12 protein-coding genes are annotated in these 16,061 nt (G+C 55.7%); 5 read left to right on the top strand and 7 right to left on the bottom strand.

The window, feature by feature from the left end; translation table 11 throughout:
- The first annotated feature begins 42 nt into the window (after positions 1-42).
- A complete protein-coding gene (gene trxC / locus VF684_RS12855; RefSeq protein WP_201913712.1) occupies positions 43-477 on the top strand; it encodes a thioredoxin TrxC in 435 nt (144 codons plus the stop codon).
- A gap of 161 nt (positions 478-638) precedes the next feature.
- Positions 639-2,021: an SLC13 family permease gene (locus VF684_RS12850; RefSeq protein WP_005333606.1), complete on the top strand. Its 1,383-nt coding sequence runs from the start codon at positions 639-641 to the stop codon at positions 2,019-2,021.
- Between the two features lie 60 nt (positions 2,022-2,081).
- Here the strand turns inward: VF684_RS12850 and VF684_RS12845 are convergent, their stop codons facing one another.
- A complete protein-coding gene (locus VF684_RS12845; RefSeq protein WP_005361122.1) occupies positions 2,082-4,556 on the bottom strand; it encodes a glycogen/starch/alpha-glucan phosphorylase in 2,475 nt (824 codons plus the stop codon).
- Positions 4,557-4,931: 375 nt separating this feature from the next.
- Positions 4,932-5,129 (bottom strand): DUF4250 domain-containing protein, encoded by a 198-nt coding sequence (locus VF684_RS12840; RefSeq protein WP_005333612.1) that lies wholly within the window; start codon positions 5,127-5,129, stop codon positions 4,932-4,934.
- 230 nt (positions 5,130-5,359) lie between these two features.
- Here VF684_RS12840 and VF684_RS12835 point away from each other — a divergent pair, with 230 nt between their 5' ends.
- Positions 5,360-5,845 carry a cell division inhibitor gene (locus VF684_RS12835; RefSeq protein WP_139440581.1) on the top strand — a complete coding sequence of 162 codons (486 nt, stop codon included), beginning with the start codon at positions 5,360-5,362 and terminating at the stop codon, positions 5,843-5,845.
- Positions 5,846-6,257: 412 nt separating this feature from the next.
- A complete protein-coding gene (locus VF684_RS12830) occupies positions 6,258-6,692 on the top strand; it encodes a YcgN family cysteine cluster protein (protein ID WP_005333616.1) in 435 nt (144 codons plus the stop codon).
- 580 nt (positions 6,693-7,272) lie between these two features.
- Here VF684_RS12830 and pflB read toward each other — a convergent pair.
- From pflB to VF684_RS12810, 4 genes are all read right to left on the bottom strand, one after another.
- Positions 7,273-9,555, bottom strand: a complete 2,283-nt coding sequence (gene pflB, locus VF684_RS12825; protein WP_139440580.1) for a formate C-acetyltransferase — start codon at positions 9,553-9,555, stop codon at positions 7,273-7,275.
- A 46-nt stretch (positions 9,556-9,601) separates the two neighbouring features.
- A complete protein-coding gene (gene focA, locus VF684_RS12820) occupies positions 9,602-10,450 on the bottom strand; it encodes a formate transporter FocA (RefSeq protein WP_005333620.1) in 849 nt (282 codons plus the stop codon).
- A gap of 381 nt (positions 10,451-10,831) precedes the next feature.
- Positions 10,832-12,592 (bottom strand): 30S ribosomal protein S12 methylthiotransferase accessory factor YcaO, encoded by a 1,761-nt coding sequence (gene ycaO, locus VF684_RS12815; RefSeq protein WP_005352574.1) that lies wholly within the window; start codon positions 12,590-12,592, stop codon positions 10,832-10,834.
- A gap of 194 nt (positions 12,593-12,786) precedes the next feature.
- Positions 12,787-14,220 carry a glycoside hydrolase family 1 protein gene (locus tag VF684_RS12810; protein ID WP_120414110.1) on the bottom strand — a complete coding sequence of 478 codons (1,434 nt, stop codon included), beginning with the start codon at positions 14,218-14,220 and terminating at the stop codon, positions 12,787-12,789.
- A gap of 166 nt (positions 14,221-14,386) precedes the next feature.
- Between VF684_RS12810 and VF684_RS12805 the strand changes: the two genes are divergently transcribed.
- Positions 14,387-15,250 carry a LysR family transcriptional regulator gene (locus VF684_RS12805; protein WP_120414109.1) on the top strand — a complete coding sequence of 288 codons (864 nt, stop codon included), beginning with the start codon at positions 14,387-14,389 and terminating at the stop codon, positions 15,248-15,250.
- Between the two features lie 36 nt (positions 15,251-15,286).
- Here VF684_RS12805 and VF684_RS12800 read toward each other — a convergent pair whose 3' ends face one another.
- Positions 15,287-16,036 (bottom strand): substrate-binding periplasmic protein, encoded by a 750-nt coding sequence (locus VF684_RS12800; RefSeq protein ID WP_120414108.1) that lies wholly within the window; start codon positions 16,034-16,036, stop codon positions 15,287-15,289.
- Between the last annotated feature and the right edge of the window lie 25 nt (positions 16,037-16,061).

The following is a 16,061-nucleotide window of genomic DNA, read 5'->3' as shown; positions in this document are numbered from 1 at the left end:
TCATCATATCCCCGGCCAGAGCTGATTTAGAAGGAACCAATTATGTCATTTATCACTACTTATTGTAGCCACTGCTTTACCAGGAACCGCCTGCCCGTTACCCATATCGATACATCTGCCAAATGCGGGCGCTGCAAAGCCCTCCTGTTCAGCCAGACCCCTTGCCTCGGGAAGGCGGATAACTTCGATACCCTGATCAACTCAGATATCCCGGTCGTGGTCGATTTCTGGGCCAGCTGGTGCGGCCCCTGCCAGCAGTTTGCTCCGGTATTTCATGAGGTTGCCCATGAACTCGAACCACGGATGCGCTTTGCCAAAGTCGATACCGAGCAACAGAGCACCATTGCCGCCCGTTACGCCATTCGCAGCATCCCCACCCTGATGGTCTTCAAACAGGGCAAACTGGTGAACCAGATAAATGGCTCCTTGCCCAAGAGCATGTTCAAGCAATGGCTGGAACAGTTCATGGATATTTGATTTATATTTCGCACATGTTTTATTTATGTGTTCATTTCCTCATTTTTATCAATGAGTATGTGAGTAGAGGCTGATTTTCAACATGTGAGTCTGTTTCAAACAAGTGAATGAATGTAATCTCGGCAACACAAAAACAACCATAAATTAACCGAGAGAACATTATGCACACATCAGCTGTACCCTCTGCTCCATCTCGCTGGCTGGACATCAAATCAGGGATCGTCATCCTGGATGTTTTGCTACTTTGTGCCATGCTCGCCTGGCTCCCGTTTGACCCCATGGTCAACAAGGGGCTGGGCATTCTGGTCTTTATCGCCATCCTCTGGCTGACCGAAGCACTGCACGTCACCATCACCGCGCTGCTGGTACCCCTGCTGGCTACCGTGCTCGGGGTGTTTGACATGAGCAAATCCCTCACCGATTTTGCCAACCCGATCCTGTTCCTCTTTTTTGGCGGTTTCGCCCTCGCGGCAGCCCTCTCCAAACAGGGACTGGATACCCTGATGGCAGGCAAGGTGATGCACCTGGCCAATGGTCATCTGGGTTGGGGCGTGATCCTGCTCTTTACCATCACAGCCGCCATGTCGATGTGGATCAGCAACACCGCTACCACCGCCATGATGCTGCCACTGGCGATCGGTATGCTGGCACGCCTCGATAGCAAAAAAGAGCGCGCCACCTTCGTCTTCGTATTGCTGGGGATCGCCTACAGCGCCAGTATCGGCGGCATCGGTACCCTGGTGGGTAGCCCACCCAACGCCATCGCAGCCGCCCAGATGGGGATTGGCTTCACTGACTGGATGAAATTCGGTGTTCCAGTAGTGCTGATCCTGATGCCCTGCGGCATTGCCCTGCTCTATCTGGTAACCCGCCCGCGTCTCAGCCACCGCGTCGAGATCCAGGATGTCACCATCAACTGGACCCGCGAGAGGAAAGTGACGCTGGCAATCTTCCTGACCACCGTTGTGCTCTGGATCGGCTCACAACCCATCTCCAACGCCTTTGGCGGTATTCCGCAACTCGACACCCTGATTGCCATGGGCGCCATCGTAGCCATCGTGGTCAGCCGTGTCGCCAGCTGGGATGACGTCAACCAGAACACCGACTGGGGCGTACTGATGCTGTTTGGCGGCGGTCTGACCCTGAGCGCCATTCTCAAAGCCACTGGTACCAGCGCCTTCCTGGCCAGCCATCTGTCGGCCGTGCTCTCCAACGCCAACATTTTTGTCGTATTGCTTATGCTGGCCGCCTTCGTGGTGTTCCTGACCGAGCTGGTCTCCAACACCGCCACCGCCGCGCTGTTGGTTCCCCTGTTTGCCGGCGTCGCCGAGGCGCTGGGGGTATCACCTGTGGTGATGTCGGTGTTGATCGCTATCGGTGCCTCCTGTGCCTTTATGCTGCCGGTCGCCACGCCGCCCAATGCCATCGTCTTTGCCAGTGGCCACATCCGCCAGAGGGAGATGATGAAAGCCGGTATGGCTCTGAACGTGGTCTTTACCGTGTTGCTCGCCCTGCTGGCCTACTTCGTTGGCGATATCCTCTGATACACCCCCCAGTAAACAAAAACCCCCGCATTGCGGGGGTTTTCTCATTTATGAATCTGATTAGCCGATGTTGCAGGCCTTCAGATCCCAGATCCGATCCACATAGTCCTGAATAGAGCGGTCGGAGTTGAACTTGCCCATAGTGGCCGAGTTGATGATGGCCTTCTTCGCCCACAGTGCTGGATCCCGATACCAGGTATCGATCAGCTTGTGTGCATCCGAGTAGGACTGGAAGTCCGCCAGGGTCAGGTAAGGGTCTCCCCCTTCCAGCAAGGAGCGCTTGATGGAGGCCAGCTCACCCGGACGACCAGGCGTGAAGTAGTCGGTATCAAACCAGTCCAGCACGGCTTTGAGCTCGGAGTTGGCATAGTAGAAGTCGTACGGGTTGTAACCACGCGCCTTCAGCGACTTCACTTCGTCCACGTTCAGACCGAAGATGGCACAGTTTTCGGCACCCGCCTCTTCCGCGATCTCGATGTTGGCTCCATCCAGCGTCCCGATGGTGATTGCACCGTTGAGTGCCATCTTCATGTTGCCGGTACCGGATGCTTCATAACCTGCAGTAGAGATCTGTTCGGAGACATCTGCCGCCGGGATCAGCTTCTCGGCCAGACTCACGCGGTAATTCGGCATGAACACCACTTTCAGCTTGCCCTGGATACGAGCATCGTTATTGACCCGATCCGCCAGCTTGTTGATGGCATAGATAATGTCTTTGGCCAGCTTGTAACCGGGCGCAGCTTTGGAGCCGAAGATAAACACGCGTGGGTGCATGTCATAGTCCGGGTTGGCCAGCAGGCGACGATAGAGCGCCATGATGTGAATAAGGTTCAGCTGCTGGCGCTTGTACTCGTGCAGACGCTTGATCTGAACGTCAAAGATCGCCTCGGCACTGACATCGATACCGGTTTCGTCTTTGATGACCTTGACCAGCTTCTCTTTGTTGTGACGCTTGATGGTCATGAACTGCTGCTGGAACGCCTTGTCGTCGGCAAACTTCACCACGCCACGCAGTTTGTCCAGTTGCAGCGGCCACTCCTTGCCCACTACTTCGTTGTAGAGGCCAGCCAGTTCCGGGTTGCACGCCAGCAGCCAGCGACGCGGGGTCACCCCGTTGGTCACGTTGCACATTTTTTCCGGCCACAGCTCGGCATACTCGGGGAAGAGATCTTCCTTCACCAGTTTGGAGTGGATCTCGGCCACACCGTTCACTTTGGACGAACCGATCACGCACAGGTTGCCCATGCGAACCTTACGTACATCACCCTCTTCGATGATGGAGAGCTTGGCCTTGATGGCATCGTTGCCCGGCCACTTGGGCTCCACCAACTCGTTCAGGAAGCGGGCGTTGATCTCGTAAATCACCTCCAGATGGCGAGGCAGTACTTTCTCGAACAGGCTGACCGACCACTTCTCCAGCGCTTCCGGCAGCAGAGTGTGGTTGGTATAAGAGAAGACCTGATAGCAAATAGCCCAAGCGGCATCCCAGTTCAGATCTTCCTCGTCAACCAGCACCCGCATCAGTTCCGGGATGGCGACAGTCGGGTGAGTATCGTTAAGCTGAATGGCAATTTGCGCGGCAAAGTTGCTGAAGTCACTGCCATGGACCCGCTTGTAGCGGCGCATGATGTCCTTGATGGAGCAAGCACAGAAGAAGTACTGCTGGATCAGACGCAGCTCTTTACCTGCATCGGTCTCATCGTTCGGATACAGCACCTTGGAGATGGTCTCGGCTTGGGCTTTCTCAGCCTGGGAGTCGATGTAACCACCGGCGTTGAACACGTCCCAGTCGAAAAACTCGGAGGCGCGGGATTCCCACAGACGCAAGATGTTGACGGTGTGACCGCCAAAACCGACCACCGGAATATCCCAAGGCACCCCTTTAATCTTGCGACCGGCGTGCCATACCTTCTTCAGGCCGCCATTGTCACCAAACACGGTCTCGACGTAGCCATAGAGCGGCACTTCTTGCACCGACTCGGGACGGCAGATCTCCCAGGGGTTGCCATATTCACGCCAGGAGTCTGGGCGCTCAATCTGGCGACCATCCTGAATTTCCTGACGGAACAGACCGTGTTCGTAGTGGATACCGTAACCAACCGCCGGATAGTTCAGAGTGGCCAGCGAGTCGATAAAGCAGGCAGCCAGACGACCCAGGCCGCCGTTGCCAAGTGCCATGTCCGGCTCTTGTTCGCACAGGTCGGTCAGTTCCAGACCGAGTTCGCCCAGCGCCTCTTCGCAAGTCTTGTAGAGGGAGAGGTTGTGCAGGTTGTTGGAAGTCAATCGTCCCATCAGGAATTCAGCAGAGAGATAGTGAATCGCACGAGTATCTTTCTTGAAATGAGTCTGCTGAGTGCGGGTCAGGCGCTCGTACACCTGTTCATTGACAGCCGCAGCAGTGGCTTTCCACCACGCTTCGGGAGAGGCTTTCTGTTCGCTTGTTCCCAAGGTAGAACGCAGGTGACGCACGATACTCGCCTTGAGCTGATCTTTATCCAGTTGGAGATCCTGGTCTGTCTTCTTCTTGGTAGCCATAAACCATATTCCTTCGTTACAAATAAAATTGTTATCCCGCTTGCGGGACCGGCGCTGTTGTTATCTCAAAATATGTACCGGCGTGAGAATACTAACTAAAGCGGCAGAATTAAAAGTTAACGCAAGTCACACTTTAACCGATAAAAACAGCCTGAAAAGCTTGAAAACCCTTTCCTTTAATTGATCGCACCAAAACAAACATTCCCTTTATTATCATAAGCTTAATGAAACAATAAAAATATTCTGGCATGAATAGGTTTTCAGAGATTGCCAAGCCTTGAAAATCCCTGAAAATAGGCAGTAAGACGGCACATTGAAACCGGTTTCAATGTGCCTGAAAAATTACCGTATAAATATGAAGCAATCATTGCACCCTTAAAGATGTGCCTTGAACTGATTACTCAATGGATCGTAATGGTACCCAATCTGATCCAGACGTCCTGCCAACTGCTCTTCACTCATATCGTAATAGGCCAGCAGCTCCTCCAACCCGTCACACTCAAGCCTTAGCTTCTCATTGATGATGCCCAGCAAGATGTTGGCATCAAGACGTTGCAAGGTACTGATATCCATGGCGGCACCTCCTGTAAATGACCTGTATAACCATGGGCGGTTACGCAAGATTTGTCCATAGTACGAAAAACACCCAACCGGCTTTATATTAAATAGTGTTTAAAAACATAACCTTACTAACGACACATGCCAACACCATCACATTTTTCAGCAAAAACACCTTGTCACTGCCACAGGATAGAACTACTGTATGCGCATACAGCTTGGATATTCATACAGGAACCCCATATATGAACCAGCCCCTGCACTCACTGCCCTTTGCGATGAATCGTGTCATGAGCAAGCCCTGGCCAACCAGAGCCGCCTGCAAAGCGGAGTTGGCTCATTATGGTGTGACTATCCAGTCTGATGATCAGTTTCTGAGCGAGCTGACCAAGCTTGGGGAGGCTCATACCGGCTGGATCTTGTTGATCGCCCCGCCGGGACGCCCCACAGTCAGCCGTCTGGAAGAGCGAGGTATCGATCCCAAGAGAGTGCTGGTGGTACATAGCCCCAAAATCAAGAACTGGCAGCAAACCCTGGAGCGCAGTCTGGGCAATGGTCACTGCGCCGCCGTATTTACCTGGCTACCCGAGCAGATCGAGCTGGATCACGTCAAGCTGCAGCGACTGGGACAGCAATCTGGTGTACTCACCCGCTTCTTTGGCGCGAAACGGACTAACCTCGGCACACCTCTGCTGGCCTATGCAGAGCAAGATATCTATCTCAACCATTAAGACAAAAAACGAACGCCTACGCAGGCTCTCCCGCGGGTCGCAGTGACAGAAGGGCGCAAACAATATGTGACCAGCGGCTTTATTTGAAAGACAAGCGTGCAACAGCCTGACGGTAGGCATCGGAGATCATTTGACCCTGCTTGCTGCAAGCAGACAAACATCAAAAGATGTAACGGATAAAGAAGCAGAAAATAAAACCTGAACTGGACAATCATGCAGCCCAAGTATTCAAACCTGCGGGACTTCCTGCCCACCAGCGAACCCGTTTGAGCAATATGATGAGGCTGAAAGTCATTGCATTCATTTGAGCTGATCACGACAATTTGCCCACCGGAGTGACCCTCTCCTTGAAATACCGGGTAACAAGGGGTATAACCACGCGTTTTATCAGGTGTAATAAGTGAGCGGTATGATGCAAGCCCCCTTTTGGCAGACCAAGAGTCTGCAGCAGATGACTGAGTCCGAATGGGAATCCCTCTGCGATGGTTGCGGAAAATGCTGCCTCAACAAGCTGATCGATGAAGATACCGACGAACTGGTTTTCACCAATGTCGCCTGCAATTTGCTTAACACCAAGACCTGTCAGTGCTCTGATTACGCCAATCGTTTCAAAAAAGAGCCTGACTGTCTGCAGATCACCCATGACAAGATCGCCGAATATGACTGGCTCCCCTCAACTTGCGCATATCGCCTGCTGTCTGAAGGTAACGCTCTTCCAGAGTGGCATCCTCTGCTGACCGGCAGTCGTTCCGCGATGCATCAGGCTGGTCAATCCGTCCGTGGCAAAGTCATTCACGAGGATCAGGCGGGTGAATGGATCGATCACATCATCACCTGGGCCAGCTGACACGCTCAACCCGCTATTCTCTAGAGGCAAGGGCTGCACAATGTGCAGCCCTTGTTGTTTCTGCAAGCAGGGTTTGTAGCTTCACACATATCTGGCTGGCTAAACCAGACCCCCTCCCAGCTGCGCATTGAGAGAGATAGAGGCAGAGGCAGAGGCAGAGGCAGAGGCAGAGGCAGAGGCAGAGGCAGAGGCAGAGGCAGAGGCAGAGGCAGAGGCAGAGGCAGAGGCAGAGAATGATTCCATAGTCACAGGCTATGGGTATTGCTTGATACCCGCGATGGCGCCTCTGTTCACCCCTTAAACCTGATCAGCTGTTCCACGAGCCATAGCAACACTGATGTAATGGCAGGCAAAGCAACCGCCTATCCCCTTAGAGCGCGAATAAAGCATAATCGCATTACAGACGGGGCCTAGGTCAATCCTGGTGAGCCCCTCCCCTTAATCCTCTTCAAATACCCAGTAACAACTGTTGTGGTTGCGATGGAACTGGGGGCGATTCACAGGGGATGATTACTCCCCCTGAATCGCACGCATAAAAAAACCGGCGCCTTGGCGCCGGTTTTTGCTCACTATCTCTCTATTACAGAGAAGCAGTGAAGGTACGGGTGATGACGTCTTGCTGTTGCTCTTTGGTCAAAGAGTTGAAGCGAACGGCATAACCGGATACGCGGATGGTCAACTGCGGATATTTCTCCGGGTTTTCCATGGCGTCCAGCAGCATTTCACGGTTCATCACGTTAACGTTCAGGTGCTGACCACCCTCTACGTTGGATTCGTGGTGGAAGTAACCGTCCATCAGGCCAGCCAAGTTGGCTTTCTGGGCTTCCATATCTTTACCCAGTGCGTTCGGTACGATGGAGAAGGTATAGGAGATACCATCTTTAGCGTAAGCGAACGGCAGCTTGGCAACGGAAGTCAGGGATGCAACAGCACCTTTCTGGTCACGACCGTGCATCGGGTTGGCACCCGGGCCGAACGGAGCGCCGGCGCGACGGCCATCCGGGGTGTTACCGGTCTTCTTGCCATACACCACGTTGGAGGTGATGGTCAGAACAGACTGGGTAGCAACAGCACCACGGTAGGTGTTCAGCTTCTGAATCTTCTTCATGAAGCGCTCAACCAGGTCACAGGCGATGTCATCGACGCGAGCGTCGTTGTTACCGAACTGCGGGTATTCGCCGTCGATTTCGAAGTCGATAGCAACGCCATCTTCGTCACGAACCGGCTTGACCTTGGCGTACTTGATAGCAGACAGGGAGTCAGCAGCTACGGACAGACCCGCGATACCACACGCCATGGTGCGATATACGTCACGGTCGTGCAGCGCCATCAGAGAGGCTTCGTAGCTGTACTTGTCGTGCATGTAGTGGATGATGTTCAGAGCAGCAACGTACTGCTTGGCCAGCCAATCCATGAAGTGATCCAGACGATCCATCACGTCGTTGTAGTCGAGGTACTCAGACTTGACCATCTCGGTTTTCGGACCGACCTGGATCTTGAGCTTCTCGTCCATACCGCCGTTGATTGCATACAGCATGGTCTTGGCCAGGTTGGCACGAGCACCGAAGAACTGCATCTGCTTACCAACGATCATCGGGGATACACAGCAAGCGATGGCGTAGTCATCGTTGTTGAAATCCGGACGCATCAGATCGTCGTTCTCGTACTGAACGGAAGAGGTCTCGATAGATACCTTGGCACAGTACTTCTTGAAACCGACCGGCAGCTTCTCGGACCACAGGATGGTCAGGTTCGGCTCAGGGGACGGACCCATGGTGTACAGGGTGTTCAGCATACGGAAGCTGTTCTTGGTGACCAGGGTACGGCCGTCAACGCCCATACCAGCCAGGGTCTCGGTAGCCCACATCGGGTCGCCGGAGAACAGTGAATCGTATTCCGGGGTACGCAGGAAGCGAACCATACGCAGCTTCATGACCATGTGGTCCATCAGCTCCTGGGCTTCTTGCTCGGTGATCAGGCCTTTCTGCAGGTCACGCTCGATGTAGATGTCCAGGAAGCTGGAGGTACGACCGAAGGACATGGCAGCGCCGTTCTGGGACTTGACTGCCGCCAAGTAGGCGAAGTAGGTCCACTGTACGGCTTCTTTGGCGTTCTTGGCCGGTACGGAGATATCGCAACCGTACTTGGCAGCCATCACCTTCATCTGTGCCAAGGCACGGTGCTGCTCGGAGATCTCTTCGCGCAGACGGATGGTAGCTTCCAGGTTGACGCCGTTTTCCAGGTCAGCTTGCAGGGACTTGAACTGGGCCAGTTTGTCGGCCATCAGGAAGTCGATACCGTACAGAGCGACACGACGGTAGTCACCGATGATACGGCCACGGCCGTAAGCATCCGGCAGACCGGTGATAACACCAGACTTACGGCAGTTCAGGATGTCTTTGGTGTAAACGTCAAACACGCCCTGGTTGTGAGTCTTGCGGTATTCGGTGAAGATCTTCTCAACCATCGGGTCCAGTTGACGACCGTACACTTCGCAAGAAGTTTTAACCATCTTGATACCGCCGTTGGCGATGATGGCGCGCTTCAGCGGCTTGTCAGTCTGCAGACCAACGATCTGCTCCAGGCTCTGATCGATATAACCGGCATCGTGTGCGGTAATGGTGGAGGGCAGGTCAGTATCAAAATCAACCGGCGCATGAGTGCGGTTCTCGATTTTGATCCCTTCCATGACCTTGTCCCACAGCTTGGTGGTCGCTTCGGTCGCGCCAGCCAGGAAGGACTCGTCACCTTCATACGGGGTGTAGTTCTTCTGGATGAAGTCACGGGTGTTGACAGAGGTCTGCCATTCACCGGCCGCGAAGCCTTCCCATGCTTTTTGGAACTGTTCGTTAAGTTCTGCCATTTTTCATTACCTCACACGGTATTGATGTAGTATCCCGCAATCATCCTTAATGATGACGACGGAAGATAAACCAGTAAGTCAGACCAACCATCACGCCACCACCGATGATATTGCCGATGGTCACGGGGATGAGGTTGTGTAGGACGAAGTTGGATACGGTCAGGTCAGCAAAGGTTGCCGGATCCTGGCCGATGGCCTGCCAAAATTCCGGACTAGCCACGCTGTGGATAGCGATACCAACCGGAATCATAAACATGTTTGCGATGCTGTGCTCGAAACCTGATGCAACGAACATGGCAACCGGCAGCAGCATAACCACTACCTTGTCAGTCGCGCTGCGGGCACCAAACGCCATCCAGGCAGCAAGACATACCATCAGGTTACAGAGGATACCCAGCGCCACCGCTTCAAAGAAGGTGTGGTGAATTTTGTGTTGGGCCACTTTGAGGGCATTGAGACCCCACTGACCGTCTGCTGCCGTGTACTCTGCAGAAACGATGATCAGCGCCACCATCAACAGACCACCAATCAGGTTGCCGAAGTAAACCAGACCCCAGTTCTTGAGCAGCTGAGCCCAGCTGATGCGATTGGCAGCCTTGGCCACCAGCGTCAGGGTGGTGGAGGTGAACAACTCGGCACCGAGCAGCACACAGAGAATAAGTCCGAGAGAGAAGCAGAGACCGCCCACCAACTTGGCCATACCCCAAGGCATGGAGCCGGTTCCGGTCGTCACTGTGATGTAGAAGATAAATGCGATGGCGATGAAAGCGCCTGCGGTAATGGCCAGTGGAATGACCTTGTATGCCGGCTTGGTAGCCTTGGCATAGGTGATGTCTTCAGCCAGTGCAGCGATGGCTTCGGGCTTGAGACAATCGAATGGAGATTCAGCTTTCAATTATTTTCTACCTGAATGTTTTGCCTGTTGAAATCATAACAAAGGGCCAAATAGCCAAAATTGACATTGATCAAGTTTATCAGAGTGCGAATGTAATTTTACTACAAATATTTTAGTGCGATGGCTACGCCACTTTACACCAGGTATCAGCTGAAACAGAAATATCACATTTTTAATGCAATGATTTTAAAGAATTTATTTTCGATCATGGAAATATGGTATTGGCAAGATATCTTTGCAGATCGCCAGCACATCCCCTGCCCTGCCATCAACCCCCTTAGGGGTATTTTTTGTTTTTTATTTCATCTTTGAATAACTATCCCGTGCCTTGCCGCACGATAAACAGAAGGGGCCACTCGGCCCCTTCCTTTACAGCAACAATCACGCCCAGTGATGGGCTCGCTTGGCCTTTTGCAGCTTCTCGTAAGCCGCCAGCAGCTTCTGGTGCAGCGGGAACTGGGAGAGCGACAGGTCGGCCGCCTCCAGCCCGTGGAAGCGTGCTTCGCCAGTGGCGTTGGCCCATGCCTGTGCCAGCGTCTCTTCGCCATACATGCGAGTGAAGACGGCGCGATACTGCTCCGGGTCCCGCTCCTCGTCGAGGAACAACTCGACACAGGCACGCAGGGCGCGGTAGTAGCTGGCACGCTCGGCAGTGAACACTGACTGGTTGAACTCCATGGTCCAGTCGATGAGATCGAGAGCAGTCTCCAACTCACCGGCGGCCAGCGCCAGCATGGCTTTCAGCTCGCCAACGCGCAGAGTGTGCAGCGCGGTCCCCTTGGCAGCGGCGATGCCCAGCAGCTCGCGTACACGGGTACGCTCGTCGTGCCCCTCTTCATCCAGTTGATCAAACAACGCCATGTACTGCTCGGCATCCCAATCAAGTGATGGCAGCGCCAGGATCACTTCGCGCAGGTTGGCGCCCATATTGTTGTTGGCCAGCAGCAGATCTTCGGCCGGATAGATGTCGGACATGCCCGGCACCAGAATGCGGCAGGCGTAGACACCCAGATGCTCGTAGTCGGCGATATAGACCGGCTGCTCCAGCTCATGGAAGATGCCGATCAGGTGATCGAACTCCTCCTGCGAGGTGCCACGGAAGTCCCAGTCGGCAAACTCGAAGTCCGCATCCTGCTTGAACAGATCCCAGCTGATGAGGCCCGAGGAGTCGATGAAGTGAGTCTCGAGGTTGTGGTGATCAGCTACCTGCTCGTTATCAAATGACGGCGGCACGAACACGTCGAGATCCTTGAGACCGCGGCCCTGCAGCAGCTCGGTGACGGTCCGCTCGAAGGCCACTTCGAAGCGCGGGTGGGCGCCGAAGGAGGCAAAGCAGGTACCGTTGCTCGGGTTGAGCAGCACCACACAAATGACCGGATAGCGGCCACCCAGGGAAGCATCGAAGCTGTAAATGGGGAAGCCTTCCGCTTCGAGGGCGGCGATGGAGGCGGCAATCCCCGGATAACGGGCAATCACCTCGTCCGGGATCAGCGGCAAGCTGATGGCCTCGGCGATGATCTTGTTCTTCACGTGGCGCTCGAACACCTCGGAGAGCGCTTGAGTGCGCGCTTCGGTCTTGGTGTTGCCGGCGCTCATGCCGTTGGAGACATAGAGGTTGCCGATGATGTTCATCGGGATGTAGACGGTCTCGTGATCGGACTGACGCTCGAACGGCAGCGCGACGATACCGCGCTCTTCGTTGTTTGACTGCAGATCCACCAGCATGTCGGCGGTCACTTCACCATCCGGGTTGTAAAACTTGCGGGTGAAGCTGTCGAGCAGACCGGCCGGGAACTGGTCACCCTCGATGGGGAACCACTTCTCGTTCGGGTAGTGAACGAAATCGCCGTTGGCGACCTGCTCGCCCAGATAGAAGTCGGCGAAGAAGTAGTTGGTGGAGAGACGCTCGAAATATTCGCCAAGGGCAGACGCGAGGGCCGCCTTCTTGCTGGCACCCTTGCCGTTGGTAAAGCAGAGGGCGCACTCTTTGTCGCGAATATGCACCGACCAGACGTTCGGCACGGGGTTGAGCCAGGAGGCCTCTTCAATATCAAAGCCCAAGGCTTGCAGCTTGGTCTGGAAGCGTTCGATGGAGTCTTCCAGCGCCGCGTCCTTGCCGGGAATAAAAGTGTGGTCAGTCATCACGATATCCTGATTTTTATTGGCTCATGTTCGGCCGCAGATAATAGCAGGGGTCGGCGGCTTTGGCAGGACAAAAATCAGTAAACAGGGATGAGTCGCACGGTGAGAAACCGGCTTGCCCCCTCTTCCCCCGCCACAAACAGCGTGGGCCCGGGGATTGCCTGGGCCCGCTGGTTACGCGACGCGATAAACCGTCAGAGCTGCTTGCCCTGGCTCGCAATCACCTGGCTATACCAGTGGAAGCTCGCCTTCTTGATCCGGCGAAGGGAGCCCCCCTGCTCGTCACGCTCCACATAGACGAAGCCGTAACGCTTCTGGTAGCCATTGAGCCAGCTCAGGATGTCGGTGAACGACCAGGCGCAGTAGCCGAGCAATTCGACCCCATCCTGCATCGCCTCCTGGCACGCCTTGACGTGGCTGCGCAGGTAATCGATGCGGTACACATCGTTCACCTTGTCGCCCGCCTCCAGCTTGTCGAACTCGCCAAGGCCGTTCTCGGTGATCATCAGCGGCAGACCATAGCGGGAAGAGAGGCGACGCAGGGCGATACGCATACCGGTCGGATCGATGGCCCAGTCCCAGTTACTGGTCTCAAGGTGCGGATTGGGCGCCGTCTTGTAGAGGCCGGGGATGCCGCTGGACGGCGTAGTTCCCTTCTTGCCGGTGGTGTTGATCCGCTGCAGGGTCTGACCGCCCAAGGGGTTATCTGTGTAGGTCAGGGTGTAGTAGTAGTTGACGCCGATGTAGTCGGGCGTCCCCTCGCGCAGCAGCTCCATATCGCCCGGCAGGATCTCCGGGGCCTCGCCGTTTTCTCGCAAGTAAGCGAGCGCCGCCTGCGGATAGCGGCCAAAGCAGTAAGCATCCAGCCACCAGAGGTTGTTGAACTCCTCGGCGTTCTCATAGGCCAGCATATCTTTCGGGTCGCACGACGCCGGATAGGCAGGGGAGTAGGCAAAGCTCGGGCCGATGAGGCCATTTGGCACATGCTGGCGAAACGCCTTGATCACCCGGGCGTTGGCCAGAAACGCGATATGGTTGGCGGCAAAGAAGCGCTTGCGATCCTGCACAGCGGGCGGATGGGTGCCGAGCTGATAGGCGTTGGTCAGGTTGTAGTTCTGCTCGTTAAGCGACACCCAGTACTTCACCTTGCCGGCAAAACGCTGATAGAGGGTCACGCAGTAGCGCTCGAAATCCTCGATAATGCGTCGGTCTTCCCAGCCGCCGTACTCATCTTGCAGCGCCTGCGGCAGATCCCAGTGATAAAGGGTCAGCACCGGTTCGATCTGGTGGGCCAAGAGGGTGTCGATCAGCTTCTCGTAGAAGGCCAGCCCCGCCTCGTTCACCTCCCCCCGACCGGTGGGATAGATGCGCGGCCAGCTCACCGAGAAGCGGTAAGCCTTGAGCCCCATCTCGGCCATCAGCGCCACGTCCCCTTCCATGCGGTGGTAGTGATCCACCGCCACATCGCCGTTGCTCCCCTCAAAGGTCTTGCCCGGCAGCTTGGTGAAGAGATCCCACACCGAGGGCCCCTTGCCATCGGCATTCCAGCCTCCCTCCACCTGATAGGCGGCGGAGGCTGCGCCCCACAGAAAATCGCTCGGGAAGTCGTTGAACTTGTGGTGATGCATCTGGTGTTGCTCCTTCTGCGCTGATGGTGTCAGCCATCTCTGATAACTCGGCGCCCCCTGTCTGGGCACCCGAAATGAATTGGCATAAGCATCCATCACTTCTAAAATTCCGTCCAATGACAAATTTGACCACTCAACATTCCCAACAGGAATGAAAGGAGCCCTGATGGAGCTACGGGATCTGAAAGCCTTCGTCACTCTGGGGGAGGTGCTGCACTTCGGCCAAGCGGCGGTACGTCAGCACGTTACCCAGTCGGCCCTGAGCAAACAGATAAAGCGGCTGGAGGATGAGCTTGGCGGTGAGCTGTTCGAGCGCAACGCCAGCACCACTCGCCTCACCGGACTGGGCAGGGCGCTGTATGAGGATGCCCGCGCTGTGGTCATCCAGAGCGAGCAGCTCTCGCGCACCGCCCGCGACGTGCTGGCGGGCAATGTCGGCACCCTGCGCATCGGCTTTGGCGTGGCCACCAAAATCCTGGTGCCCGCCGCCATTGCCCGTTTTCGCGCCGAGCGGCCGCAGGTGACTATCGAGCTCAACGATCTCTCCACCCACCACCAGCTGCTGGCGCTCAGTGAAGGCAAGCTGGATCTCGGTTTTTGTCGCCTGCCCGCCCCCAAGGGGTGGCACGCCCTGCCAGTGGTCGAAGCCCACTTTGTCGCCGTGCTGCCCGCCAGCTACCGCGATGTGAGGGAGTTGGCGGATCTGGTGGACAAGCCGCTGGCGATCCTGCGTCGGGACAAGGCCCCGTCGTTTTACGATCACCTGATGAACTATCTGGCCCAGAGCGGGCTGCGTTTTCGCGATATCCAGTACGTCAACGACTTCGCCGCTGGCGTCGCCACCGCGGCAGCCGAGATCGCCTGGACCCTGGTCCCCTCCTCCACCACCATAGAGCACCCGGATGTGCTCACCCTCCCCTTGAGAGACGGGGAAGCCTGCTGGACCATTGGCCTGATCCGTCCGCCCCACAGCAAGGGGCCCTTGATCGATGCCTTCTGGGCAACCATCGCCGATATGACGCCAAGATAGACACGCCCTTGGCAAACCGCAGATGGCGGCAACGCATCAACGATAGCGTTCGACGATACGCGCCAACTCGCCGCTTTGTCGCAGCTGTTGCAGGGCACGGTTGAACTCGGTTATCCGGGTATTGAAGCGGGAGTGCTTGCCGATGCAGAGATTGAACGGGGTAGAGGCAAGCTGCAGCGGCACCTCGACCACCTGCCCGGACAATCCCAGCTGGTTGAGTTTGAAGCGTGCCACCAGTGGGTCGGTCACCATCAGGTCCCCCCGACCCGCCGCCAGCATTTTGAAAACATTATCGACATTGATGGTGTGATGAACGGTGAAGCCCGCCAGGTTCTCCTTGCCCCAGCCGTTACCGAAATAGTCGAGAAAGGTAAGTGATTTGAAGTCGCTCAAGCGGCTGGCACGCTGAAAATCGCTCATCCGGGGGTGGCCAAGCCGGGTAAATACCGTCAAAACCGTCGTGGTAACGGGCTCCTCCACCACCAATGTGTAAGAGCGGCGCTCCCGGGTGGCGATGGTGACAAAGCCATCGGCCTGCGCCATCCGCACCAGTTTTTGCGCCCGTTGCCACGGATAACCTTCATGGCGCACCCGCAGCCCCATCTGCGCTGCCACCCGATCCATCACGTCTATCATCAGCCCGCGCATCCTGCCCTGTTCGTCACGCCACGAATATGGGGCAAAGTCGTCAAAGTAGACCATCTTCAACTCGGCCGCTGGCGCCGCCCATGCACTCTGCCACATCAGCAATCCCCACAGGATTGCGCTCCCCAGACTGACTCTCATGGCCGCGACTCCATCCACTTCTGCC

Source organism: Aeromonas sp. Lyrl_2, assembly GCF_051948815.1.
GTDB classification, from domain to species: Bacteria; Pseudomonadota; Gammaproteobacteria; order Enterobacterales; family Aeromonadaceae; genus Aeromonas; species Aeromonas veronii.
This window is presented reverse-complemented; position numbering and strand designations above follow the sequence as displayed.